The following is a 23,194-nucleotide window of genomic DNA, read 5'->3' as shown; positions in this document are numbered from 1 at the left end:
TAATTTTTGAAGTATTAATAATGCAAACTAAAATTACGATTGTAGGTGCTGGTGCTGCTGGGCTTTTTTGTGCAGGCTTACTGGGACAAAAAGGTTATGAAGTTACAGTAATTGATAATGGTAAAAAATTAGGTCGTAAAATCTTAATGTCTGGTGGTGGTAATTGCAATTTTACTAATCTTACTGTCGAGCCAAGTAATTATATTTCTGAAAATCCACACTTTTGTAAATCCGCATTGAAACGATATACACAATGGGATTTTATCCAATTAGTAAATCACTATGGTATTGCTTACCATGAAAAAGATCATGGCCAATTATTTTGTGATAATTCAGCGCAAGATATTGTTGATATGCTATTAAACGAGAGCAAGAAAGGGCATGTTAATTTTATGATGCAGACTCAGGTTGAAGATATTAGCAGTGATGGAATAGGATTTAAATTACATACTTCTCAAGGTATTATTGATACTGGGAAACTTATTATCGCAACGGGAGGTCTATCTATGCCAGCTCTTGGTATGACTTCAATTGGTTATAAAATTGCTGAAAAATTTGATATTCCTATAGTGCCAGTAAAAGCGGGACTAGTACCACTTACGTTGCATAAACCTTTACTTGATGTGTTATCAACCTTGTCAGGTATTGCCGTTGCTGTTGAAGTTTCTAATGAAAGAATTAGTTTTAAAGAAAATTTATTGTTTACTCATCGAGGGATTTCTGGGCCTGCTATTTTGCAGATATCGAGCTATTGGCAGGCTGGTGAGCCAATTACTATTAATTTATTACCTGATTTTACATTCGAATCATCGTTTAAACCATTATTAGAGCAAAATCGTAATCAAACGATAAAAAACTGCTTAGCACAGATTTTACCTAAAAGGCTTATTGAAGTGTTAATACAGATCAATTTGATAAATGATATAACAGTTAAGCAACTTAATCTTAAACAACAGCAAGACTTGTATAATGTGTTAACACATTGGCGTATTATTCCAAATGGGACAGAAGGTTATCGTACTGCTGAGGTGACTCTTGGTGGTGTAAGTACTGATGCGTTGTCATCCAAAACTATGGCAGTTAAAACACACCCCAACCTTTATTTTATTGGTGAAGTTGTCGATGTGTCAGGCTGGCTAGGAGGTTACAACTTTCAATGGGCTTGGAGCAGTGCTTTTGCTTGTACTGAGGATTTTTAATTAATAAATTTGCTATTGATAAGTTGTGATTTAATTTTATTATATTGATTATTTCTTTATTGAAATTGTAAAGAGGATAAATGGTGAGTAAGTAGTCGATAATTTGATAATTAGAGATGATATTATCTTTTGACAATCATCACTACAAAATACTATCTTCTTTTTTTAAATTAGGTTAAACTTTAGCTACTATTATTTCCTATGGTCTTATCTTTAAGATAGCAATTAAGGTCACGCTTTTCTGTTGTAATAGTATATTTACACCTTATCGATAATGGCTTTGCCAATGTGTTAAACCAAAAAAATTTAAATATTTCCAAAGATTGTAATTATTCAAGATTGACTATCATAATATTAGTACATTATGAAATTTGGATTGTTTGCTAAAACGTGTTCTTTTATTAAATGCCTTTCTATCATCTTTAATAAAATTAATGAATGTTTGTCATAGTAGTCTGTTTTATTTAATGACAAATATTTTTATCAGAAATGTTTTACCTATTTATTTAATTATTATATTTTTCAAATTGATCTATCAATTGCATTGGATGCAATAAGCTATTTTTGATTGTTTTCTTATGTAGTTTTTATGTATTAATTAACTGGAGGTCATATGTCCGACAAAATTATTTCTAATTACAATAAATTACGTAAAGATCTTATAATGAAAGATCGACGTTTTAGTGCTCAAAACGGTAAATTATGTTTTGAGGGCGTTAATTTAGAAGAATTAGCAAAAAAATATCCAACCCCTTTTTATGTTTTTTCTGAAAAGGAAATTGACCGTAATGTACAAGAAATTAAACAGGCATTTAAGGCTCATTCAAATACTAAAATTTTCTATGCATCAAAAACTTGTTCAGTAATGGGCGTTCTTAAAGCAATTAAAGATGCAGGAATTTATGCCGAAGCGAACTCAATGTTTGAAGTGCGCAAATGCTTGGAAATTGGTTTTAGTGGCAGCCAAATTGTGTTCAATGGGGTAGTGAAAAAACCGGTGGACTTAGAGTATGCTATCGAAAATGATCTGTATATTATCAATGTGGATAGTTTATATGAACTTGATATTATTGATGAAATTTCAAGGCGCTTGAAAAAAGTGGCAAATGTTTGTGTGCGTGTTGAGCCAAATGTTCCATCAGCAACCCACGCAGAATTGGTAACAGCGTATCATGCTAAATCTGGCATTGATCTAGAGCAAGCGGAAGAGACTTGTCGTCGTATTATTGAAATGCCTTATGTGCATTTACGTGGTTTACATATGCATGTTGGTGATCAGGTTCCAGAATCAGAACCTTTTGCTAAAGCAACTAAAGTATTAGTTGATGAATCACGCCGTTTAGAAGAAGTGCTTGACATTAAATTTGATTTAATCAACGTAGGTGGTGGTATTCCTGTTCCATATAAGTATGACGAAGAGAATGGCGATCCATTGCAAGATAACATGTATGCGGGAATTACTGCACAAGAATTTGCTGATGCCGTTATTAATGAAGTACACAAATGGCGTACTGATGTTGAAATTTGTATTGAACCAGGTCGTAAAGTAACTGGATCAGCTGGCGTGCTTGTAACCGAAATAGCCTGTGAAAAACGTAAAACTAACTATGATTTAGACGGCAATATTGAAGAGCATGTTGAATGGAAATTTGTGGATGCTGGCTATAGTGTGCTTTCTGATAGTCAACATTTCGATTGGTTTTTCTATGTTTATAATGCTTCAAAAATCAATGAAGCACATGATGAATATGTTAAATTAGCTGGTCCTTTATGTGATGGCGGTGATTATTACCATGTTGGTGTAAAAGGCGAAGAGTTCTTAATGCCAAAAGATACACAGATTGGTGATATTGTGGTTTTCTTGGATGCTGGTGCTTATACCATTGAAAGCCAAACAGTTTATAACAATCGCCCTCGTACCGCTGTTGTGATGATAGATAAAAAAGACAAGGATAGGTTGATTAGACGAGAAGACACTTACGAAGATATGGTTGGATACGACGTATATTAATCATGAACTATCTGGAGATTTTTTAGGCTCCAGATATTATAATGTGAGGTTACTATGAGTGATTCTAAAGATTCAAGCTTGCTTGGTATTAAAGACATTGTGTTTATGAATGTCATTGCGATACTCAGCTTGCGTCAAATCCCGAATGTTGCTCCTTATGGGGCATCTGCAATGATACTTTGGCTCATCGCTGCATTTTGTCTATTTTTTCCATTAGCAATGGTTTGTGGTGAGCTTTCAACAGGCTGGCCAAAAGATGGTGGAATCTTTGTTTGGGTAAAAGAAGCTTTTGGTAAACGTATTGGCTGGATAGTAGTTGTTTGTTTCTTGTTTTCTTGTGTGCTCTTCTTCCCGTTAATGTTGCAATTTGGTTTTACTGCAATTGGATATATGTTTAGTGCCGAATTAGCCCAAAATGAGGTGTTTATTGGAGTAGGATCTATGGTGGTATTTTGGATTCTAACGCTGATGAATATTCGTGGCATGCAATGGACTAAAATTATCAATAGTGTGAGTGCATGGCTCGGTGTATTTATCCCAGCAGCTATTATCATATTACTTGCTATTGTTTGGTTATTTACAGATCATCCAATGGCAACTAATTACAGTCATTTCAGTGATTGGATGCCAGATTTAAGCAGTTGGGATACTATTGTTTTCCTATCTAGCATGATGTTCGCATTTGCTGGCCTTGAGGTGGCTCCAATGATTGCAGGGCGTACACGAGATCCACAACGAGACTTTCCAAAAGCAATGTTGGTTTCAGCAGTGGTAATTGTTGGTATTTATATGGTCGGAACATGGGCTATTAATACTTTATTACCCGCAGCCGATACTGATATCGTAGCGGGTGTTATGCAAGCAATGGAAGCGGCTGCAAAAGAGTTACATATGCCTTGGTTGCTTCCTGTTATGGCAATCTGTTTATTTTTTGGCGCATTAGGACAAATTAACTCATGGCTAGTTGGTCCTATCTATATGTTACAAGAAGCATCAAAAGAAGATAATTTGCTGGGTGAGCGCATTGGCCATTTACACCCAGTATATCAAACCCCTGCTTTTGCATTAACTGTTCAAGCTATTATCGTAACGGTACTTTGTTTTTCAACATTCGTTTCACCAAGTATAGCTGCTGCGTATTGGATGTTAACAGCGTTAACTACAATTTGTTACTTCATCCCTTACTTAGTGATGTTTATTGCATATTATCGTTTACGCATTGCTCAACCCGATGTACCGCGTAGCTTTAAAATTCCTGGGAAAGTCCTTCCGATTATTTTACCGGCTTTAGGGTTTCTATCTACATTGTTCGCAGTGATATTAGTATTTATTCCCCCAGCCCAAATTGATATGGGTGGATATGTTGAGTATATCGCTAAAATTGTTGGTGGTGCAGTGCTTGCTATTGTATTGGCTGAATGGATCTATCATCGAGCTCAAAGACGTAATCATTTGCAACAACAGTAAAATATAGAGGAGTAAATATGTACAAACCTATATTGGAAATCGATTTATGTAAATTAAAAGAAAATGCTCGTGTTGAAAAAACTATTTTAGCCAAACACGGTATTGATGTAATGGCTGTTAATAAAGTTTTTGATGGCTGTATTGAAACAGCAAAAGCTGTTCTTGATGGTGGTATTGATGTGATTGCCGAATCAAGAACTTACAATTTAAAAAAATTGAAAGATGCTTTAAATTGTAAAACATGCTTATTACGTAGTCCTTGTTTAAGTGAAATTAGTGATGTGGTTAAATACGCGGATATTAGCCTAAATAGCGAAAAGCAAGTTATTCAATCACTTTCTGATGAAGCTGTTAAGCAACAAAAAGTTCATCAAGTTTTGTTGATGGTAGATATGGGAGATTTACGAGAAGGTATTTGGTTTGAAAATATTGATGAAATTATTGATATGGTAAAATTAATCCTTGCTTTACCAGGAATTGAACTTTATGGACTTGGAACCAATTTTAATTGCTATGGTACGGTATTACCGACGGTTAAAAATGGGGTGGATTTTTTACATATAGCACGTAAAGTAGAGCAAACTTGTAGTATTAAAGTACGATATCTATCGGCAGGAAATTGTACCAGCTATCATTTGTTAGATAAAAATATTTGGCCAGAAGGGTTAAATCACATAAGAATTGGTGGGTTACATGAGTTTGGTATTGAATATGTTGAAATGAAATATCTTGATGAATTTCATCATTCCAATAAGCCTGTTGGTAAAGCATGCAGTAATATCTATAAATTATATGCACAAATCATTGAACTTAATAGTAAACCAACCGTTCCTGTTGGAGAATTAGGTGTTGATGCTTTCTTGAATAGTAAGACATTTATTGATCATGGAACTCGTAAACGGGCACTACTTGCTTTTGGCCGTCAAGATGTACCTGCTGAAAACTGTACTCCTATTAGTGATAGTATTACTATTTTAGGGCAAACGAGTGATCATACTATTGTTGATATTGAGGATGTTCCTAATACATTACGAGTTGGTGATGTGATTGGTTTTGAACTTGATTATACTGCTTTACTTATGGCGTGCCAAGCGAGTGGCGTAGACAAACGGTTTATTTATTAATTCATTCATGTATTCATGTTGCTGCTGGTTTCCAGCAGCTTTTATTCCTGACTAGGTGGTTTACATGGTAACATCAGAATATCAAGGAAGTTCCTATCCTAGTACTAGTAGTTTAAAGAAGAATTTAAAGAATCGCCATCTTTTAATGATCTCTTTAGGTGGTTCAATTGGTACAGGACTATTTATTGGTATTGCAGCACCTCTTAGCGATGTTGGACCGCTAGGCACTATTATTGCTTATTTGTTAGCTGGTAGTATTATGCTTTCAACCATGCTATGTTTAAGTGAATTATCGTGTGCCTTTCCTCATGCTGGTTCTTTTCAACATTATGCATTAATGTTTATACCGAATCCAATTTGGAGCTATACCATTGGTTGGTTATATTGGTTAAGCTGGGTGCTGTCTATGGCTGCAGATTTAACGGCTGCTGCGATGATTGCTTATCATTTTTTTAATTCAATTCCTATCTATCTTTTTAGCTTATTAATTCTTGTTATTTTAACCTTAGTACACTTAACCTCAGTACGAGCTTTTGGTGAAAGTGAATACTGGTTTTCAACCATTAAAGTCTTTGCAATTATTGCGTTTATAGGAACAGGTATTTATCTGCTTTATCATCAATATGTTGATACACAGGTTTTACCTACGTTAAAAACAGAAAATGGTTGGTTTCCCAATGGTTTTTCAGCCATATTGGTTTGTATGACTATTGTGACTTATTCTTTTCAAGGTGTTGAATTAATTGGTAGTGCAGCAGGTGAAGCTGAGTCACCACAGGCAGTTTTACCGAAAATTATTACAGGTGTTGCTTTTAGAATTATATTGTTTTATGTCTTATCGATTGCAGTATTAGCGTTTGTTTATCCCTATGGAACAATACATGGTGAGATTAGCCCCTTTGTCTGGGTATTTAACCGCGCAGGTATTAAATTTGCTTCATATGCAATGTTGTTTGTGATTTTTTGTGCAGCAATATCTGCGGCTAATTCTGCAATCTATGCAAGCTCAAGGATGTTATGGTCTATGGCTCAGGATAATTTAGCTCCTAAGTATTTTTCAAAAGTAAATAGGCGAGGAGTACCAACAAAAGGAATTTTATTTATTTCAAGTATTGCATCAGTATCGTTATTATCGAAGTATATTGCTGCTGAAAAACTTTATCTTTATTTAGTTGCAGCCACAGGGCAAGTAGGTTGTTTTGCTTGGATCATTATTGCTTGGTGCCAGTATCAATTCCGAAAAGGTGTGATTAATGGTAAATATTCCAAAGAGATGATTAAATTTAAATCTCCGTTATTTCCTTGGTTAGCTGCAATTTCAATTATTGCTAATGTTGTGATTATTGTTGGAGTATGGTTTGGCGAATCGGGTCACTTTATTTTATTATCTGAAGTTATCTTAGTCATAATCATTTTACTGACTTACTTTTTCTATAAAAACCGTAAACTTCACAATAACTACTAAATTAGATTAGTGATGAACATACTTAGTCAATTAAGTATGTGATTACCTAATGGTAATTACATACTATTCTGAATTAAATCAGATCTAAGACATTTAAAACATGTATTTTATCTATTTTATATAGCAGTTTGAAGAAATTATAAAAGTCATGCTAGGTTATTTTATAAAAGCAGATATTCCGGTAAAGACAACTTGTGCGGCTATAGCTGATATTAATAGCCCGGTCAGTTTCGATAAAATTGCAATACCTGTATTTTTTAATACTTTTGCAATGCTTTTTGCGCATAACAGCATTGCATAAATTCCTGAAGAAGCAATGAATAAAGAGACGGCACCAACCATATTGGCAGCAAAGCCTACTGAACTTGTTCCCATAACAATGATAGTACCAATAGAAGCGGGTCCCATACAAAGTGGAATTGCAAGAGGTACCACACTGATATCTTCATCACTACTAATTTTGTTTTTTTCAGGAGAATCATTCATTAGTGAAACCGCTGTGATAAAAAGTAATGCACCAGAGCCTATGCGGAATGCATCTAGAGTAAAGCCAAAAACACTAAACATAGTATTGCCAAAGAAAAACAGTACAATACCAATGATAAATACAGCATATGAGGTTTTTAGCGCTGTTTTGCGCCTTAATAATTCATCATATTGCTTAGTACCGCTCAAAAATGCACTTAAAACTGCTGGAGGAGTCATTAATGCAAATAATTTAACTGTTGTGGCAAGAATATCAATAAGATAGTTACCCATAGCATTCCCTTTTGAATAAAACTACTTTTAATTTTCTAACTAATTAAAATTAACATAAATAATTTCTTTTAGACATAAAAACGGTCACCATCGAGGTGACCACCTTTATCTGGTTTTAAATATCAACCAATAAAAAATTAGTTAAGGCGCTCTTTAATGCGAGCCGCTTTACCACGAAGTTCACGTAAGTAGTAAAGTTTAGCTTGACGTACTTGACCGCGACGTTTCACAGTAATTGAATCAACAATTGGTGAGTGAGTTTGGAATACTCGTTCAACACCTTCTCCATTCGAAATCTTACGCACTGTAAATGCAGAGTGCAAACCACGATTACGAATGCCAATAACAACACCTTCATAAGCTTGAAGACGTTTTTTATTACCTTCAACAACCCATACTTTTACTTCAACCGTGTCACCTGGGCGAAAAGACGGGATGTCTTTTTTCATTTGTTCTTGTTCTAATTGCTGAATAATTGCATTTTTCATAATATTATCTCTTACTAGTTATACTGAAATATTAATTGCTTAGTTTGTCACCGTATTCTTGTTGGAATTCAGTGAGTAAACATTGCTCTTCATCAGTCAGAGCTAGATTTGCAAGAAGATCTTCTCTTCTTAACCAAGTTCGTCCTAGTGATTGTTTTAATCTCCAACGACGAATCGCTTCATGGTTACCAGACATTAATACGTCAGGTACCGCCATTCCATCTAACACCTCAGGCCGAGTATAGTGTGGACAGTCAAGTAAACCGTTAGCAAAAGAGTCTTCTTTTGCCGATGATTGGTGATTTAGCACGCCAGGAATAAACCTTGCTAATGCATCAATCATGGTCATCGCTGGTATTTCACCACCACTTAACACGTAATCCCCAATTGACCATTCTTCGTCAATTTCGGTTTGAATAACGCGTTCATCTATACCTTCGTATCGTCCACAAATCAAAATTAAATTTTGATTTTGTGACAATTCGCAAACACCTTGTTGGTCTAATTTGCGCCCTTGTGGGGAAAGATAGATTACTTTTGTATTGTTACCTGCAACTGTTTTTGCCGCATGAATTGCATCTTTAAGTGGTTGAACCATCATTAACATGCCGGGACCACCACCATAAGGCCTATCATCGACAGTCTTATGCTTATCATGCGCAAAATCGCGAGGGTTCCAATATTCTACTGTTAACAGTCCATTTTTAACGGCTCGACCAGTTACGCCATAACAGGTAATGGCTTGAAACATTTCGGGAAAAAGGCTGATTACGCCAATCCACATAGTTTTACCTTACCAATTAAAAAGCAGGATCCCAATCGACCACAATCATTTTTGTTGTTAAATCAACTTGTTTTATAAATTGATTATCAACAAAAGGGATTAAACGTTCTGTTGCGCCAAATGCATCTTTTAGATTTGCTTTAACCACTAATACATCGTTAGATCCGGTTTCCATCAAATCAGTTACCTGTCCTAAATCATAGTTATTAACTGTTTTAACTCGGCAACCAATGAGATCCTTCCAATAAAAATCACCATTGCTAAGTGCAGGTAATTTTTCTGCATCAACAAACACTTCAATATTGGTTAATGCAATGGCTTGATCACGATCATCAATGCCTTTAAGTTTCACAATCATATCATGATTATGCGGTTTAAAGCTCTCTACAATTACCTCTTGCCATTGTCCAGCACGCTGAATATACCAAGGTGTGTAATCAAAAATGCTATCTGGGAATTCTGTAAACGAAAAAATTCTGAGCCATCCGCGAATGCCGTAGCTTGAACCAAGTTTACCAACAACAATAAGATTCTCAGTATTCATCATTACAGTGATTATCAATTACTAAATTAAGCAGCTTTTTGCGCTTGTTTAATTAGTGCATTAACACGATCAGAAACAGTTGCACCTAAACCAACCCAATGATTTACGCGATCAAGATCTAAACGTAATTCCTCTGCTTTACCTTGTGCAATTGGATTAAAAAAACCAACGCGCTCAATAAAACGACCATCACGTGGGCTACGGCTATCGGTAACAACTACTTGATAAAAAGGGCGCTTTTTAGAGCCACCACGAGCTAAACGAATAGTTACCATAACATCCTCTTAAGTTAAAAAATAATCTTCTTTTTGTCCAACACGGACAAAATCAAAGCCATAGGATTATACTCTTTTTGGCAAAAAGCGCAATGGTTGTTTGTTGATGATGGAGGCTATATTGGTGGACTTAAACTAACTTAAAAAAGGATGGATAAAAATGATACCAACTATAATTCATTTAATTTAAGTGAAAATCGATAAATATAACAAAATAGTGATTTTCATTTTTTGTTCTTTTTGTGAAAAAAAGCTCTCTTTAAAACATCAAAAAAGCCAAGTGACCGGACCATTTTTTGCCCGTCAACATAAACTCGAATGGCTTTTAATACCTTCTTGGGCTCTTTAGATGCAAAGGTATATGTACCATTTTTTTTTGTTTGTATTGAATAACGAGGAATCCATCTACCACCTAATAATACAGAAGCAATCACATAGTCAACTTCATTCCATGGTATTTGGATATATTTGCGTGGATCTTGTTGATGATAAAACTCAAAGGCTTTGTTACCAATTATTATATTGCCGTATTCAGATAAGCCTGTAAATGCGGTTGCTTTCACTGTCAAATCAATTTTAGTATTTAATGATTGAACCATCTACCCTATATCCATGCAAAGTTCAAATGATTAATGACACCTTTTCATCGCATTATGTGATGAAAAGGTTAATGTAATATTAAATAGAAAGTTGGAGCTATTTTTAAATATCATACTTTCCAAATATATGTAGGCATAGCTATATGTTTATAAAAGGCCGATTACATGACCAACAATACCTACTATAAATAATCCCAAAATAATTAGGATTGGTGATACTTTTTTACGAAGTAACCACATACAAAAGAAGGTTAATAGTAAAGGAACAAGTCCAGGTATTAACTGATCCAAGTTATTTTGTAAGGTGGTTACCTTTTGTTGAGTCAGTGATAATCCGCTTTGCATTTGAATTAATGCTTGTTGAATGCCTTTAGCACCTGCTGGTAATGTATTCCAATCAATAAAAGCACCATTGTCTAGCTTGACAGTAGATACGACTGGTTGGAATTTAATTGATACCCATCTTTGTACTAAGGCCGCCAGTACAAACATCCCTAAAATAGAAGCTCCTTTGGTGATTTTTTGTAGTAATCCGCCAGATAAATTATCGGTTATTTTAGAGCCTGTGCGGTAACCAAATTCTTGGGTATACCACATGAAGCCCCAACGAATAATATTCCATAATAAGAAGAATAAAATTGGTCCCATAATATTACCACTTAGCGCAAGTGAAGCGCCAAGAGCACCGAGCATTGGACGTACGGTAAACCAGAATACTGGATCACCCACACCCGCTAATGGTCCCATCATCCCAACTTTTACCCCTTGAATTGCTACGTCATCAACAGCAGCTCCATTAGCCCGTTCCTCTTCAAGTGCAAGAGTTACCCCAAGTACTGGAGAAGCTAAATAAGGGTGAGTATTAAAAAATTCTAGGTGACGCTTAAGAGCAGCAGAGCGATCCTCTTTGGTGGTATATAATTTTTTGATAGCAGGGATCATTGAATAGACCCATCCACCATTTTGCATACGTTCATAGTTCCAAGACCCTTGGAGGAAGGTTGAACGCCAAGCAACCGCTAAACGATCTTTTTTGTTTAATTGGATTCTATCAGTCATTTTCTTCTCCAAGTTTTTAGTAATCATTTAAAATATCATCAAGTGGATCACCTTTGCTACCACCATTGGATGAATTGCCACGTTCAGAAAGATTGAGGTAAATTAGTGCTAATGCTATACCTCAAGCGCCAAGTGCAATCAGTGTTAATTGTGATATCGCAGCAACGACAAAACCAATAATGAAAAATGGCCATACTTCTCGGTTTGCCATCATATTGATTACCATTGCATAACCAACAGCAACAACCATTCCACCACCAATAGCCATTCCTGTTGTTAGCCATTCTGGCATTGCTTCTAGTGTACTTCTAACAATTTCAGCAGGAATAAAGAGTAATGCAGCAGCTGGGATTGCGATACGTAAACCTTGTAAACAGATACCTAAAATTTGTAACCATTCAATTTTTTGAATATTGCCTTCCTCCGCTGCCGCATCCATCATGTGTACTAATGGAACTGCAATAGTTCGCACAATCATGGTTAAAAATAGCCCTGCAACTGCAAGTGGAATAGCAACAGCTATAGCGGTAGATACGCCAGCTATACCTTGGCCACCTAATACTAAAATAATTGATGAAGCAACCGATGCTAAAGCTGCATCAGGCGCTACTGCCGCCCCAATATTGGCCCAACCGAGAGCAATCATTTGCAACGAACCGCCCAATACAACCCCTGCTTCTAAATTACCTGTTACAAGTCCAATTAAAGAACAAGCCACTAAAGGTTGGTGGAATTGAAACTGATCTAAAATACCTTCCATACCAGCTAGAAAGGCAATAACTATCACTAAAATGATAGCAATAATTGACAATGTCATAATATAACCCCTTAAATAAACTAATTCTTTTGTTGCGCCAATTCTTCTTTCGCTTTTTTCAATAATTCGTCCATATTACTGCTAGAGTCATTAGGTACTTTGCGAACATCAAATTTCACATTTTTTGTTTTTAATTTTTCAAATGTATCAACATCATCAGAATTCATTGACAGCACTTTATTAACCATAACCTTTCCTACGGAATGGGCCATTGAACCAATATTAAGTTCATTGATATCGACACCGCCCTCTATGGTTCGTAGCACATCTTGTGGATTTTCAAATAGAAGTAGCGCTTTGGTATTACCAAAACGAGGATCGCGTGAAACTTCAATAATTTTTTTAACTGGAACTACATTTGCTTTTACACCAGGAGGCGCTGCTTCTTGGATGAGTTTTTTTCTTAATTCATCTTTTGCAACCGAATCAGAAACAACAATAATCCGGTTCGGATTGGTTGATTTTGTCCATGCTGTCGCCACTTGCCCATGTAATAGGCGTGAGTCAACACGAGCTAACACGATTTTCATCTTACCATCTCCGAGTACTGTTCCTTCGGGGATAGTATTTGCGTTTTTAGTAGAAGCAGAAGATTGTGTTGGTATTTCGACTGTTGCTCGAACTCCTTCTTTGCCTGGTTCAATAATTGCAGCAGCAATTTCTTTTGCACTTTCCATTGAAAAGCGCGAGGAATAGGCTTCAATTAACATAGGTAGATTTAAACCGGCTACAATAGCCCAGTTGCTATGCTCTCCACATAAATTGTTAGCCTGATTAAATGGTGTGCCTCCCCATAAATCAACTAAAAAAAGTATTTCATCTTGATTATCAAATGTAGCTATTGCTTCAAGCATTCGCTCTTTTAAACTTTCCGGACTATCACTTGGATACAAGGTAACAGCTTTAACGTTTTCTTGCTCTCCAAATATCATCGTTCCTGATTGTAGAATACCTTCAGCAAACTCACCATGAGTTGCTAGGATGATTCCTACCATACAACTACCTCCTAATTTTATATTAATTAAATAATATAAATAGTATAAAAATAAAAGCATTTATTTTATAACACAAAATAATTTGAAAATTATGTATCTATCACATTTTGATAACAACATAAATTTTCTATTTTTTATTAAAACAAAGTTAGTTTATGTTACAGCGTTTGACGAATAAAACCATTTTCTTTTTTAAGTTTCAGTCTTGCTTGCTCTGCATTTAAACCTGAAAGAATCATTAAAATAGCGGTTTTACAATGTTTGTTACTCTCTGCTAATGCTGCAATGGCTTTTTCACGGCTGCAATCGGTAGCCTGCATAACAATAGATATTTGCCGTTCAACAAGCTTGGCGTTGGTAGCTTCTACGTCAACCATCAAATTACTATAGACTTTGCCGATTTTTATCATGCTGGCAGTGGTTAACATGTTGAGGACTAATTTTTGTGCTGTGCCCGCTTTCATTCTGGATGAGCCAGTAATTACTTCTGCACCAACGATTGGTGTAATAGCAATATTGGCTAAATTAATCATTGGAGCTAATGGGTTACAGCATAAGCTAATCACTGTTGCTCCAATTGATTTAGCATATTGCATAGCACCTATTACATAAGGTGTGCGCCCACTAGCGGCAATGCCAACTAAAACGTCATTTGAGCTAAAATTAATGTTTTTTAAGTCAGTAATTGCCAATTCTGGGTTATCTTCTGCGTTTTCAACCGCCTTAAAAACGGCTGTTTTGCCCCCAGCAATTAAACCAATAACTTGTTCTGGTGATGTACCATAAGTTGGTGGACATTCACTTGCATCTAAAATACCTAGTCGTCCTGATGTGCCAGCACCGATATAGATTAGTCTACCTTGATTTGAAAATGCTAAACTAATTGCATCAACAGCTTTTGCGATATTGGGTAACTCTTTTTCAATAGCCAATGCGACTTTTTTATCTTCATTATTGATGATTTGTAGCATTTCTAATGTTGAACAGTTATCTATTTTTTCGCTATTAGGATTACGCCTTTCTGTTAGCATTGCTGATAAATTAATGTGATTCATTATTTTTTAATCCTAACCATAACAAAAATATAACTAAAGCAAATAAACTCCCAAAACCAACACCGATAGCAGTAACCGATAAATTTAAAGCAACGGCTAACGTATAAAGCCCTAACATTATCATCATCGCTGAGTATTCACTTAGATTTTGTACCGAAATAACACTGCCGGCACCGACCAAATCTTTCCCCATTTTTTGAATAAAAGCATTTAATGGTACCAAAAAGAAGCCACCTAATGCTCCGATAACAATGAGTAAAATATAAGACGAAATTATGTTCCCTTGCAAAGTGAAGGCAATTACCGCTATGCCCATCATTATACCAGCAGGAACGCAGCTTAAGGTTTTGTTAATAGCAATAAATGTACTAGCTAGACCTGCGCCAATAACAATGCCGATAGCAACTATTGCATTAAGGTTTGTTGGTGTTGCGTTGTCATGAATATTTAAGATAGCTGGAACCCAGCTAATTAAAAGAAAACGTAAAGTAATACCTGCTCCCCAAAACAAACTAGTACCTAATAATGTAAATAAGATTTGCTTATTGGTGAAGGTAATTTTGATTGTGTTAGCAAAATCTTTGATCATGCCTATAAATTGCCATGAAATATCCTGTCGTGCAGCAGGTAATTTAGGAATAAAAAAGTTAGCAATAACTGCCAGCCCATACACTAACACGCACGCAATTAAGGAAGCGCTCACATTAAGATCGGCAATATGACCACCAGCCAGCGAACCAAGTAAAATGGCTGCAATGGTTGATGCTTCTATTAACCCATTTGCTTTAACTAAATTATCGCCTGTCGTAAGTTCACCTAAAATTCCATATTTAGCAGGAGAGTAGGCCGCAGCGCCTATACCGACTAGGAAATAGCCAGCAAAAGGACTGATGTTTAAACAAATGCAACTAGCACCCAGTAATTTTATACTATTTGAAATCATCATTGCCTTACCTTTTGATATGCTGTCAGCAAATTGACCAACAAAAGGCGAAAGGATAATAAATGGCAGTACAAAACTAATCTGTAATACCGATTGACTCCATGTTGGATAATGTAAATTTTTGATGAAAGCTAAGATCGCAAAAAAGATTGCATTATCAGCAAATGCTGAAAAAAACTGCGCCAGCATGGTTGCAACCATGCCTTTGCTTAACAGAGAATGTTGTTTCATGTGACATCCTTTAGTTTATTCGTCAGCCATTTTTCGTAAAGTAATAAAATCAATTTTACCTGTACCTAGTAGTGGTAACTCTTTTACTATACGAATATCACGAGGAACGGCTAATGCCGGAATGCCCAATTCTTGAGATGCCAGATTAAGTTGCTCTCGATTTAATTTTGTTGAGGTAGTAAATAAGACAATTGCTTCACCTTTAGCAGCATCGGCTTTAACTGTTGCACCGTGCATTGCATCAGAGTCAACTTTTTTTGCTAAGGATTCAACACTTTCTAATGAAACCATTTCACCGGCAATTTTGGCAAATCGCTTCAAGCGCCCTTTAATTGTTACAAAACCTTCACTATCAATAGCAACGATATCGCCGGTATCATACCAACCTTTTTCGGCTTGTCCATTTTCATCAACTGCAACTGGCTCTTCAAGTTTTCCGGGATTTTCCACCCTTAAATAACCCTTCATCACATTAGGCCCTTTGACTTGTAATTGGCCTCCATCGCTAATGCCTGGAATATGAATTAATCTTGATGCCATGCCCGGCAGTAATCGTCCTACAGTACCAGTTTTAAATGCCATAGGAACATTAAGCGCTACAACAGGCGCACATTCGGTAACGCCATAGCCTTCTAAAATACGAATACCATATTTATCTTTCCATTGTTCTCGTACTGCATCTGATAATTTTTCAGCGCCTGCAACAACATAGCGTAAACGCATAAAATCATATGGGTGAGCATAACGGGCATAGTTTGCCAAGAAAGTTGGCGTACCAAATAAAACTGTACAGTTTTGGTCATAAATAATTTCAGGAACCATACGGTAATGTAATGGATTTGGATATAAAAATGTACGGCTACCTGAAAATAGCGGCAGGAATAATCCTGCTGTAATACCAAAAGCATGAAATAATGGCAGTGCTGACATAAATCGATCTGCTGGAGTTGGATCAATAACCGTTCGAATTTGCTCAACATTAGCAAGTAAGCTAGCATGGCTATGAGCAACACCTTTAGGGTTCCCCTCTGAACCAGAGGTAAACAATACTAGTGCTTCGTCATCGCTTGATTGTTGATATTTAATTAAGCGTGGAATATATTGATGCACTGCAACATAAAACTTATCTTTTAAAGTTAAGTTTTTCCGCAAATCTTCAAGAAAACACCACTTAACGTCTTTGATTTCTTCAAGTAGATAATCAAGTTTCCCTTTTCTAATAAATGTGCGTGAAGTAATAATCGTTTTTATTTCAGCCGCAGTAATGGCACAGTTTAAGCCTTTTGTTCCCGCAGTATAGTTAAGCATTGCTGGAATTCGATTTTTTACTGACAAACCAAAAATAGTTGCAACAGTAATGGTCGCATTGGGTAATAAAACACCTACTCGCTCTTTATTTTTAGTAATTTTGGCAATAATACAACCAACACCTATAATTTGTTTTAATAAATTGCGATAAGATGCTTCGTGAGTTGTCGGGTCTTGTACCATTCTTGATTTCACGCCATAGCGAACTTGTGCTTCTAATAATGCTTCAAACAGCGTTAATTTTGGACGACTTGCCATGCGTGCATTCATCATAATTTGATGAAGTTTTTCACCTGCAATATAACGCCTTTCACTAGCTTTAGGCGCATCGGGCATCGGAATAGATGTGGGGTTAAGAACATGAATAGTTATTTTAGGAAATAAACGACGCTTAAATAAACCTTTTAAACGACTAGTTAAAGTAAATTCAGCTCCTTCGATCCACACTGGTACAATGGTGGCTTGAGAGCGAGCAGCAACAAAAGCAGCGCCATCATAAATTTTCATTAATGAGCCAGTTATAGTAATTCTCCCTTCAGGGAATATGACTATCGGGCGGCCTTTTTCAACTTCGCGAACTAATCGCTTTATTGCCATTGGACTAAGCGGATCCATTGGCACAAAATCAACATAGTGCTTTGCTAAGCGAACTAACCAATGATTAATATAACCCGAATAAATAGCAAAGACAGGTCTTATGGGTAAAAATATGCCGATTAGAATACCATCAAGGAAAGATACATGGTTAGGTGTAATAAGAAGTCTATCTTGTTTTAAATTTTCTAAATCGCCATCAATTCTGACATGAAATAAAGTCTTTAAGAAAAATTTTAATATTTTAAATAACATCTGATATTCTCAAATATCGTGCAAAAGTACACGCAGTAATAATAGTGAAAATATAAAAGATATACAAGAACTGCGATTTTTGTTATATAAAACAGTTTTTTATGGTTTAATTAACAATAAATCTTGCTCTAAAAAATAGATATTAGATACTAAAGTTTAAAAAATATAGAAAATCAATAAGGAATAAAAATGCTTATTTTAACAGCCAATGATATTGAAAGATTTTATACAATGAAAGATGCAATAGCTGCAGATAAACAAGCCTTGAAAATCTATAGCCAAGGAAACAGTGATGTGCCGTTACGAATAAATTTTGATATGCAAAAGGGACAATGTTTGTTTATGCCCGCGCATATTAAAGGTAGCGATATTGTGGGTATAAAAATTGTTTCGGTATTTCCTGACAATCCTAAATTGGGTAAACCATCAGTACCAGCTCAAGTTTTAATGTTAGACCCACAAACAGGTGAAGTCTGTGCTATGTTAGATGGTACTTTTGTCACTCAGCTTCGTACAGGAGCCGTTCAAGGTGCAGCAACCGATTTGCTGGCGCGTAAAAATGCTAGTCGAGCAGTATTGATAGGTACTGGTGGGCAAGCAGTATCTCAATTAGAGGCAATGTTAACTGTTCGTTCACTTACTGACGTTGCTATTTTTGATATTGATACACAAAAAGCGAAACAATTTACAGAAGAGATGAGACATCGTTTTGCCCATTTTTCTACTAATCTTTATTTTTCAAAAAATTTGGATGATGATATTAGCCAGGCTGATATTATTACTTCGGTTACAACCTCAAAAGTTGTGACATTTAATGGCGAAAAAGTAAAACCTGGCACGCACGTTAATGGAGTGGGTGCTTATACGCCAGAAATGCATGAAATTCCAGAATGTATTGTTGAAAAGGCTAATATTCGTGTAGTTGATACTAAAGAAGGTGTATTTGCTGAAGCCGGCGATATTATTGATCCAATTAAACAACAATTGGTATCAGAAGATGATTTTTTAGAGTTAGGAGATTTAGTGATAGATCCAGCTCAATGCCGTCTAAATGATCAGCAAATTACGCTGTTTAAAACTGTTGGTACAGCAGTATTAGACGTGTATATTGGCTACGATATCTATCTTAAAGCAAAAGAAAAAGGAATTGGTACGTTTTTATAATACTTAGGTATCAAGTTAGTATAATTTTGTGTTAAAAAGTTTCCGGTAACTAGGTGTTTGAGTATAAAAATTAGCTTTTTAGTTCTTCTTTTTGTGATCGTCTAAGTAATGCCATCGCTGCTTGTTTGGGGTCTTTATGCTCATAAAGGATTTGATAAATTTGATCAGTGATTGGCATATCTACATGATATTTTTGGGCTAATAACCAGACCTCTTTTGTATTATTGCGACCTTCAACAACTTGGGCAATAGCATCTTGAGCTTCTTGAATGGATTTATTCTGACCCAGTAACATTCCAAAACGACGATTACGAGATTGATTATCGGTACAAGTTAAAACTAAATCACCTAATCCTGCCATCCCCATAAAAGTTGCTGGATCTGCGCCTAATGCAGCACCTAAACGCATCATTTCGGCAAGTCCACGTGTGATTAATGCTGTTCTGGCATTGGCGCCAAAACCAAGACCATCAGATAATCCAGCTCCAATAGCAATAACATTTTTGATTGCGCCACCAAGTTGCACTCCAATAAAATCTTTGCTGCTATAGACTCGGAAGCTTTTGCTACAATGAAACAAAGTTTGCAGTTGATTCAAAAAATGCTCATCAGTTGATGCTACAGTTACTGCCGTTGGTAATCCAGATGCCACTTCTTTAGCAAAAGTTGGACCAGAAATAACCGCTAATGGGATTTTATCACCTAAAATTTCCTTAGCTACATCTTGTAACATTCGCCCTGTATTAACCTCAAGCCCTTTTGTAGCCCATACAATTTTAGTATCTTGGCGCAAAAAAGGTTTAATTTGTATCAGAATATTTGCAAAGGCATGGCTTGGTACAACAATCAACAAAATAGGGGCAGCTAAAACAGCTGTTTGTAAATCGCTTTCAATTTGAAGCGGATCAGGAAAAGCAATATCCGGCAAAAATTGCTTATTTTGTCTGTCTTGCTGTAGAGCAGCCATTTTATCAGGGTTATGACCCCATAGCAGAGTTGGATGCCCATTACGAGCGAGTAAAATAGCTAAGGAGGTTCCATAAGAACCTGCTCCAATTACTGTCACTACAGCTTTTTTTTTCATAACAATTTATTAATTTATCGTTAATGTTAATTAATTTAGAAAAATCATTGTAGCGTTTCGTTTGTTTCAGATTCGGCTCCAACATTAGCTTCAGCTTGTTGTTGCTGTTGTTGAAGATAATTCATAAATAACACATCAAAGTTAACTGGCTCTAAATTTACTGGAGGGAATGTACCTTTACTAACTAAACCAGAAATAGTTTCACGTGCATAAGGGAACAAAATATTAGGACAATAAGCGCCGAGGCAATGTTGTAATTGAGCATCATTGAATCCAACAACAGAAAAAATACCTGCTTGAGTTACTTCACAAATATAAACTACTTCATCTTGTGATTTCATTGTAACTGTAACGCGTAATGCAACTTCAAATACATTTTCATTCAACAATTGAGAGGAAGAATTTAGCTCAACATTCATAGCAGGCTGGAACTGCTTAGTAAATATCTCAGGTACATTGTTGGTTTCAAAAGAAACATCTTTAGTGTAGATTCGTTGAATCGCAAATTGTGTTTCTGAACGTTGTGTATTGTTTTGTTCTGTCATGATAAAACCTTATTTTAAAATTATATTATTTTCTTACTAATGGTAAATTTTCGCTATTCCATCCTATAATGCCATCTTTCAATGTAAAGACATGCAAAAAGCCTTGCTTTACAAGGATTTCACCAATAGCCGTTGATGATAAACCATTTTCGTCAACTAAAACAACAAACTTTTCTTTAAATTTTTCAATTGGCTTAATATTCGCATTTTTAATATCAATTGGCAAAATGTTATAAGACTCAGTAATATGCCCTTTTTTAAAGTTATCTGCTGAGCGAACATCAACAACAATTGCATCTTGTTTATTTATTAAATTAATTGCTTGAGCATTATTAATGTTTTGAACTTTAGATAATTTACTTTTGATGGTCAATACAATAATTGCAATAACTAAAATAATCCAACCGAGTGAAAGTAAAATATGATTTTTTATAAAAGGTAGTAATTCGAGTGTAAGAAATTCCATACTTGTATGATTACCTAATTTTTTCGATATAAACGCAGATTATAACGATATTACAAACTGAAATATAGTAGAAATATAAGAAAACTTGCCATAGTATGCTTAAAATCTTTGTAACAAGTAAAGTGTTAAAAAGTTTTTGAGTTATTAGCTTAATAGTTTGATTAAATTGTTTAACACTACCAGATTTATGCGCTTATTAAAGTTCGATATTCAATGAAGTTAAAATCGAGTTGAGAAATATTTAATATAAAATTATGAGTCATCTTTTGAAGATAATTTAACTAAATTTATTTAGTAAATATATTAAGCATTAATTAACATAACAATATAACTTGTGTACATATTATATGTCTTATTTTAGTGCATCTATTTGGTGCTTAATGCATTGTTTTGGTGTGTTGTGATGTTTGTGTTATTATTTACATAATAAAAATGATTAAAAAAACACAAAAAAATGGCATCATATTTGCATACACTCTATTTACATAAATAAATTACTTGGCGAGTATGCCATATACTGAACAATTATTTGTCCTCAATGGAGAAGCTACATGTCTATACAAAAAGTTTTAACACTAATTAAAGAAAATGATGTTAAATTTGTTGATTTACGTTTTACAGATACTAAAGGTAAAGAGCAACACGTAACTATCCCTGTTAATCAAATTGATGATGATTTTTTTGAAGATGGCAAAATGTTTGATGGTTCATCAATTGCTGGTTGGAAGGGTATTAATGAATCAGATATGGTATTAATGCCGGATCCTTCAACGGCGGTAATCGACCCATTTTTTTAAAATGCAACATTAAATCTACGTTGTGATGTTTTAGAGCCAGCAACGCTGCAAGGATACGATCGTGACCCGCGTTCAATTGCTAAACGTGCCGAAGAATTTTTAAAATCATCAGGTATTGCTGATACTGTTATTTTCGGTCCTGAACCAGAATTTTTCTTATTTGATGATGTTCGTTTTGGATCGCCAATGTCTGGTAGTTTTGTTCATATTGATGATATTGAAGCAGCTTGGAACTCTGGCACAAAATATGAAGAAGGTAATAAAGGCCATCGTCCTAGCGTTAAAGGTGGTTACTTCCCACTTCCTCCTGTTGATTCATCACAAGATATTCGTTCTGAAATGTGTTTAATCATGGAACAACTTGGTTTAGTTGTTGAAGCGCATCACCATGAAGTTGCAACAGCTGGCCAAAATGAGATTGCCTGCCGTTTCAATACATTAACTAAAAAAGCTGATGAAGTTCAAATTTACAAATATGTTGTACAAAATGTGGCACACGCATATGGTAAAACTGCGACATTTATGCCAAAGCCTATGTTTGGCGATAACGGTTCTGGTATGCACTGTCACCAATCACTTGCTAAAGATGGCGTAAATCTTTTTGCTGGTGACAAATATGCTGGCCTTTCTGAAATGGCATTATTCTATATTGGTGGTATTATTAAACACGCTAAAGCAATTAATGCATTTACTAATCCTGCAACTAACTCTTATAAACGCCTAGTTCCAGGATATGAAGCACCAGTTATGCTTGCATATTCTGCTCGTAACCGTTCTGCATCAATTCGTATCCCAGTTGTTACTAGTCCTAAAGCGCGACGTATTGAAGTTCGCTTCCCAGATCCAGCAGCTAACCCATACTTAGCATTTGCTGCTCAGTTAATGGCTGGTTTAGACGGCATTATCAATAAGATTCATCCAGGTGATGCCATGGATAAAAACTTATATGACTTACCACCAGAAGAGTCTAAATTAATTCCTCAGGTTGCGGGGTCACTTGAAGAAGCACTTAATGCATTAGATGCAGATCGTGAATTCTTAACACGTGGTAACGTATTTACTAACGATACTATTGATGCATACATTGATTTAAAACGTCAAGACGTTGATCGTGTACGTATGACACCACACCCAGTTGAGTTTGAAATGTACTATAGTCTATAAAC

At 35.5% G+C, this 23,194-nt stretch carries 19 protein-coding genes and 4 pseudogenes; 7 read left to right on the top strand and 16 right to left on the bottom strand.

Annotated features, from left to right (window positions below):
- Positions 1–20 precede the first annotated feature (20 nt).
- From A9G36_RS09710 to A9G36_RS09690, 5 genes are all read left to right on the top strand, one after another.
- Positions 21–1,199: an NAD(P)/FAD-dependent oxidoreductase gene (locus A9G36_RS09710; RefSeq protein WP_065569559.1), complete on the top strand. Its 1,179-nt coding sequence runs from the start codon at positions 21–23 to the stop codon at positions 1,197–1,199.
- A gap of 613 nt (positions 1,200–1,812) precedes the next feature.
- The gene (gene lysA / locus A9G36_RS09705) at positions 1,813–3,210 is read left to right on the top strand and encodes a diaminopimelate decarboxylase (protein ID WP_034946805.1); all 1,398 of its coding nucleotides are present in this window, start codon (positions 1,813–1,815) and stop codon (positions 3,208–3,210) included.
- A 54-nt stretch (positions 3,211–3,264) separates the two neighbouring features.
- Positions 3,265–4,677 (top strand): APC family permease, encoded by a 1,413-nt coding sequence (locus A9G36_RS09700; RefSeq protein ID WP_034946802.1) that lies wholly within the window; start codon positions 3,265–3,267, stop codon positions 4,675–4,677.
- Positions 4,678–4,694: 17 nt separating this feature from the next.
- On the top strand, positions 4,695–5,801 hold the full coding sequence (locus A9G36_RS09695; RefSeq protein WP_065569558.1) for an alanine/ornithine racemase family PLP-dependent enzyme: 1,107 nt from the start codon (positions 4,695–4,697) through the stop codon (positions 5,799–5,801).
- Between the two features lie 64 nt (positions 5,802–5,865).
- Positions 5,866–7,266 carry an amino acid permease gene (locus A9G36_RS09690; RefSeq protein ID WP_065569557.1) on the top strand — a complete coding sequence of 467 codons (1,401 nt, stop codon included), beginning with the start codon at positions 5,866–5,868 and terminating at the stop codon, positions 7,264–7,266.
- A gap of 156 nt (positions 7,267–7,422) precedes the next feature.
- Here the strand turns inward: A9G36_RS09690 and A9G36_RS09685 are convergent, their stop codons facing one another.
- From A9G36_RS09685 to aas, 13 genes and pseudogenes are all read right to left on the bottom strand, one after another.
- On the bottom strand, positions 7,423–8,025 hold the full coding sequence (locus A9G36_RS09685) for a MarC family protein (protein WP_034946789.1): 603 nt from the start codon (positions 8,023–8,025) through the stop codon (positions 7,423–7,425).
- Positions 8,026–8,162: 137 nt separating this feature from the next.
- On the bottom strand, positions 8,163–8,513 hold the full coding sequence (rplS, locus tag A9G36_RS09680; protein WP_034913735.1) for a 50S ribosomal protein L19: 351 nt from the start codon (positions 8,511–8,513) through the stop codon (positions 8,163–8,165).
- Between the two features lie 31 nt (positions 8,514–8,544).
- Positions 8,545–9,297, bottom strand: coding sequence for a tRNA (guanosine(37)-N1)-methyltransferase TrmD (gene trmD / locus A9G36_RS09675; RefSeq protein ID WP_034946787.1), 753 nt, complete (start codon positions 9,295–9,297; stop codon positions 8,545–8,547).
- A 16-nt stretch (positions 9,298–9,313) separates the two neighbouring features.
- Positions 9,314–9,841 (bottom strand): ribosome maturation factor RimM, encoded by a 528-nt coding sequence (gene rimM, locus A9G36_RS09670; protein WP_034946785.1) that lies wholly within the window; start codon positions 9,839–9,841, stop codon positions 9,314–9,316.
- 26 nt (positions 9,842–9,867) lie between these two features.
- Entirely contained in the window at positions 9,868–10,116 is a 249-nt protein-coding gene (rpsP, locus tag A9G36_RS09665) for a 30S ribosomal protein S16 (RefSeq protein WP_034946782.1), read from the bottom strand.
- 224 nt (positions 10,117–10,340) lie between these two features.
- Complete coding sequence (locus A9G36_RS09660) at positions 10,341–10,715, bottom strand: DUF956 family protein (protein WP_034946779.1); 375 nt, start codon at positions 10,713–10,715, stop codon at positions 10,341–10,343.
- 147 nt (positions 10,716–10,862) lie between these two features.
- The gene (locus A9G36_RS09655; protein WP_065585669.1) at positions 10,863–11,774 is read right to left on the bottom strand and encodes a PTS system mannose/fructose/sorbose family transporter subunit IID; all 912 of its coding nucleotides are present in this window, start codon (positions 11,772–11,774) and stop codon (positions 10,863–10,865) included.
- A 16-nt stretch (positions 11,775–11,790) separates the two neighbouring features.
- Positions 11,791–12,585, bottom strand: a pseudogene (locus A9G36_RS09650) (PTS mannose/fructose/sorbose transporter subunit IIC).
- A 26-nt stretch (positions 12,586–12,611) separates the two neighbouring features.
- Positions 12,612–13,154 (bottom strand): annotated as a pseudogene (locus A9G36_RS10560) (PTS system mannose/fructose/N-acetylgalactosamine-transporter subunit IIB); the annotation flags it as partial.
- Between the two features lie 56 nt (positions 13,155–13,210).
- A pseudogene (locus tag A9G36_RS10555) lies at positions 13,211–13,586 on the bottom strand (PTS sugar transporter subunit IIA); the annotation flags it as partial.
- Positions 13,587–13,744: 158 nt separating this feature from the next.
- Positions 13,745–14,641 (bottom strand): N-acetylmuramic acid 6-phosphate etherase, encoded by an 897-nt coding sequence (gene murQ / locus A9G36_RS09640; protein ID WP_065585668.1) that lies wholly within the window; start codon positions 14,639–14,641, stop codon positions 13,745–13,747.
- The gene (lplT, locus tag A9G36_RS09635; protein ID WP_065569552.1) at positions 14,628–15,815 is read right to left on the bottom strand and encodes a lysophospholipid transporter LplT; all 1,188 of its coding nucleotides are present in this window, start codon (positions 15,813–15,815) and stop codon (positions 14,628–14,630) included. Before lplT ends, murQ begins: the two co-directional genes overlap by 14 nt.
- A gap of 15 nt (positions 15,816–15,830) precedes the next feature.
- Positions 15,831–17,972, bottom strand: coding sequence for a bifunctional acyl-ACP--phospholipid O-acyltransferase/long-chain-fatty-acid--ACP ligase (gene aas / locus A9G36_RS09630; RefSeq protein ID WP_065585667.1), 2,142 nt, complete (start codon positions 17,970–17,972; stop codon positions 15,831–15,833).
- 189 nt (positions 17,973–18,161) lie between these two features.
- Between aas and A9G36_RS09625 the strand changes: the two genes are divergently transcribed.
- Positions 18,162–19,136, top strand: coding sequence for an ornithine cyclodeaminase family protein (locus tag A9G36_RS09625; protein ID WP_065569550.1), 975 nt, complete (start codon positions 18,162–18,164; stop codon positions 19,134–19,136).
- 70 nt (positions 19,137–19,206) lie between these two features.
- Here the strand turns inward: A9G36_RS09625 and gpsA are convergent, their stop codons facing one another.
- From gpsA to A9G36_RS09610, 3 genes are read right to left on the bottom strand one after another with little or no spacing between them, the layout of a single operon-like run.
- Positions 19,207–20,220: an NAD(P)H-dependent glycerol-3-phosphate dehydrogenase gene (gene gpsA / locus A9G36_RS09620; protein WP_065569549.1), complete on the bottom strand. Its 1,014-nt coding sequence runs from the start codon at positions 20,218–20,220 to the stop codon at positions 19,207–19,209.
- 44 nt (positions 20,221–20,264) lie between these two features.
- Positions 20,265–20,765, bottom strand: coding sequence for a protein-export chaperone SecB (gene secB, locus A9G36_RS09615; protein WP_065569548.1), 501 nt, complete (start codon positions 20,763–20,765; stop codon positions 20,265–20,267).
- 25 nt (positions 20,766–20,790) lie between these two features.
- On the bottom strand, positions 20,791–21,231 hold the full coding sequence (locus A9G36_RS09610; protein WP_065585666.1) for a rhodanese-like domain-containing protein: 441 nt from the start codon (positions 21,229–21,231) through the stop codon (positions 20,791–20,793).
- 551 nt (positions 21,232–21,782) lie between these two features.
- Between A9G36_RS09610 and glnA the strand changes: the two are divergent.
- A pseudogene (gene glnA / locus A9G36_RS09605) lies at positions 21,783–23,192 on the top strand (glutamate--ammonia ligase).
- The last annotated feature ends 2 nt before the right edge of the window (positions 23,193–23,194 follow it).

It is taken from the genome of Gilliamella sp. Choc6-1 (genome assembly GCF_001690385.1).
Classification (GTDB): Bacteria; Pseudomonadota; Gammaproteobacteria; order Enterobacterales; family Orbaceae; genus Gilliamella; species Gilliamella apicola_A.
This window is presented reverse-complemented; position numbering and strand designations above follow the sequence as displayed.

Excerpts from the sequence above, each read along its gene's own strand:
- A9G36_RS09710 (WP_065569559.1), top strand. The coding sequence starts at position 21 with ATGCAAACTAAAATTACGATTGTAGGTGCTGGTGCTGCTGGGCTTTTT.
- lysA (WP_034946805.1), top strand. The coding sequence starts at position 1,813 with ATGTCCGACAAAATTATTTCTAATTACAATAAATTACGTAAAGATCTT.
- A9G36_RS09700 (WP_034946802.1), top strand. The coding sequence starts at position 3,265 with ATGAGTGATTCTAAAGATTCAAGCTTGCTTGGTATTAAAGACATTGTG.
- A9G36_RS09695 (WP_065569558.1), top strand. The coding sequence starts at position 4,695 with ATGTACAAACCTATATTGGAAATCGATTTATGTAAATTAAAAGAAAAT.
- A9G36_RS09690 (WP_065569557.1), top strand. The coding sequence starts at position 5,866 with ATGGTAACATCAGAATATCAAGGAAGTTCCTATCCTAGTACTAGTAGT.
- A9G36_RS09685 (WP_034946789.1), bottom strand. The coding sequence starts at position 8,025 with ATGGGTAACTATCTTATTGATATTCTTGCCACAACAGTTAAATTATTT.
- rplS (WP_034913735.1), bottom strand. The coding sequence starts at position 8,513 with ATGAAAAATGCAATTATTCAGCAATTAGAACAAGAACAAATGAAAAAA.
- trmD (WP_034946787.1), bottom strand. The coding sequence starts at position 9,297 with ATGTGGATTGGCGTAATCAGCCTTTTTCCCGAAATGTTTCAAGCCATT.
- rimM (WP_034946785.1), bottom strand. The coding sequence starts at position 9,841 with ATGAATACTGAGAATCTTATTGTTGTTGGTAAACTTGGTTCAAGCTAC.
- rpsP (WP_034946782.1), bottom strand. The coding sequence starts at position 10,116 with ATGGTAACTATTCGTTTAGCTCGTGGTGGCTCTAAAAAGCGCCCTTTT.
- A9G36_RS09660 (WP_034946779.1), bottom strand. The coding sequence starts at position 10,715 with ATGGTTCAATCATTAAATACTAAAATTGATTTGACAGTGAAAGCAACC.
- A9G36_RS09655 (WP_065585669.1), bottom strand. The coding sequence starts at position 11,774 with ATGACTGATAGAATCCAATTAAACAAAAAAGATCGTTTAGCGGTTGCT.
- murQ (WP_065585668.1), bottom strand. The coding sequence starts at position 14,641 with ATGAATCACATTAATTTATCAGCAATGCTAACAGAAAGGCGTAATCCT.
- lplT (WP_065569552.1), bottom strand. The coding sequence starts at position 15,815 with ATGAAACAACATTCTCTGTTAAGCAAAGGCATGGTTGCAACCATGCTG.
- aas (WP_065585667.1), bottom strand. The coding sequence starts at position 17,972 with ATGTTATTTAAAATATTAAAATTTTTCTTAAAGACTTTATTTCATGTC.
- A9G36_RS09625 (WP_065569550.1), top strand. The coding sequence starts at position 18,162 with ATGCTTATTTTAACAGCCAATGATATTGAAAGATTTTATACAATGAAA.
- gpsA (WP_065569549.1), bottom strand. The coding sequence starts at position 20,220 with ATGAAAAAAAAAGCTGTAGTGACAGTAATTGGAGCAGGTTCTTATGGA.
- secB (WP_065569548.1), bottom strand. The coding sequence starts at position 20,765 with ATGACAGAACAAAACAATACACAACGTTCAGAAACACAATTTGCGATT.
- A9G36_RS09610 (WP_065585666.1), bottom strand. The coding sequence starts at position 21,231 with ATGGAATTTCTTACACTCGAATTACTACCTTTTATAAAAAATCATATT.